This window comes from Saliterribacillus persicus (assembly GCF_003337485.1).
Classification (GTDB): domain Bacteria; phylum Bacillota; class Bacilli; order Bacillales; family Amphibacillaceae; genus Saliterribacillus; species Saliterribacillus persicus.
In genome coordinates this window covers 1-1,724 of record NZ_QPJJ01000033.1, presented here as the reverse complement: position 1 = coordinate 1,724, position 1,724 = coordinate 1, and the positions used below count along the sequence as shown (strand labels likewise).

3 protein-coding genes are annotated in these 1,724 nt (G+C 30.5%); all 3 read left to right on the top strand.

Annotated elements, in window-relative coordinates; translation table 11 throughout:
- Positions 1 to 338: 338 nt before the first annotated feature.
- Positions 339 to 593 (top strand): hypothetical protein, encoded by a 255-nt coding sequence (locus DFR57_RS18075; protein WP_114354621.1) that lies wholly within the window; start codon positions 339 to 341, stop codon positions 591 to 593.
- Positions 594 to 784: 191 nt separating this feature from the next.
- Positions 785 to 1,285, top strand: coding sequence for a GNAT family N-acetyltransferase (locus DFR57_RS18070; RefSeq protein ID WP_114354620.1), 501 nt, complete (start codon positions 785 to 787; stop codon positions 1,283 to 1,285).
- 100 nt (positions 1,286 to 1,385) lie between these two features.
- The gene (locus tag DFR57_RS18065; RefSeq protein WP_114354619.1) at positions 1,386 to 1,568 is read left to right on the top strand and encodes a hypothetical protein; all 183 of its coding nucleotides are present in this window, start codon (positions 1,386 to 1,388) and stop codon (positions 1,566 to 1,568) included.
- Positions 1,569 to 1,724: the final 156 nt, after the last annotated feature.

Sequence of the window (1,724 nt, the reverse complement as noted above, 5' to 3'; positions counted from 1 at the left end):
GTTTATTGGTCTAAACAAAGTTTATCAAAATTAGGAGATTGCGTGTTTTTATTTGTCTGAATTTTTTCTTTACCCCAACATATATTTTAGAGCCTATTTTTTGTTACAACTATTTTAGTTATTATGGGAAAAGGGATATGGAGAATTATCACGCTTTGCGTATTAGGTCTTTATGTACTTTTTATATTAATTTTGATGATAGGATTAATAATAGCTTGATTAAATCATAAAAACACAGTATTCATTATTGTGCTAACAAATGCAATAGTGGAACATGCTGTGGCTACCACTGTTGAACTAACGACGCAGTATAGTTAAATATTTGAGGTGGGATTAAATTGAATAGGTTCTCTTGGTTAAGCTATGGGTCATTACTCTTAAGTATATTTTCTGTGCCATTTTTCTATGCATTGGTATATGAACTAATAAGAATCGATCCTTATTTCGGTTTTTTTCTTATTTTGTTGTCCATCATTCTCTCTTTGATTTTTGGCTTTATAGCTATTGCTAAAGGTACGGAAAAAAACTCCATGGCAACTTTAGCAATAATCATCTCATTTGGTAGTGGGGCATATTTCGTTTTTGGCTTATAAATGTCCCAAAAGGGTTCTCCAACTGGATAATTTTTCAGATTATTAAGGATAAAGTTTTCAACTAGAAGGTAGCTTATTTTGAAGAAGAATAATGCCTTTTTTTATAAAAGTAAATGACAGAATAGTTTAACAAGACTCAATCTTTTTATTGTACAATATAAGTTAATACCAAATAGCTAGGAGAGAGAAGGATGAAAATAAGACAATTAAATCCAACTGATGCTGAAGAGTATCTTTCTATAAGACTTGAAGCACTCAAAGATAGCCCATATGCTTTTGCATCAAGCTATGAAGAAGAAAAAAATCAGTCGGCAGAAAAGTACAAGAATAGATTTGATTCACCAGTAAGCTCATTTACTTTTGGTGCGTTTGAAGACTCACAACTTGTTGGCGTCGTTACTTTAGTAAAGCAACAACTTTTTAAGTTGAGACACAGAGCGAGTATTGTAGCGATGTATATTAAACCAGAAAAACGTGGCAATGGAATAGGAAAGGCTTTAGTCTCTAATGTAATTCAGAAAGCGCAAAAACTAGATGGTATTGAACAAATTTATTTAACTGTTGTAACAACTAATTCTCCAGCTAAGAAATTGTACTCTTCTTGTGAGTTTGAGATATTTGGAAAAGAGAAAAGAGCATTGAAATTAGATAATACATATTATGATGAAGAACATATGGTTTTATTTTTATAAAAAATTGTTATTGAACTAAAGAGTGCGTTAGTTTAAGAAGGAGTTTTCTTGTTGAAGCGCTATTGGGGTGAATAGGTAAAAATATGAAGGGAGGATTACTGTGATTAAATTAGTCAAAGGACAATTTATTATAACTTTAATTACAGCGATTTTGTTTGTTTTTCATATTTTTGTTAATGTAATTGAGTTGAGTGGATTTATAGATATTCTCTTTTATTTTATTATGGTCTTGGCTGTTTATAATGCAGGCTTATTAACTCAGAAGTATATCCAAAACAAATAAGGCAAAGAAGAAAGTAAATATTAGGTTATAACTCAGTTTATATTTAACTGGGTTTTTTTATATGACAGTTTGTCAAATTAAGTGCAACAGTTCTTCCTGAAATGCTTCGTGTGTTGTTTTCCAGTTTAAGCATTTTCTCGGTCTATTGTTGATTAA

Excerpts from the sequence above, each read along its gene's own strand:
- DFR57_RS18070 (WP_114354620.1), top strand. The coding sequence starts at position 785 with ATGAAAATAAGACAATTAAATCCAACTGATGCTGAAGAGTATCTTTCT.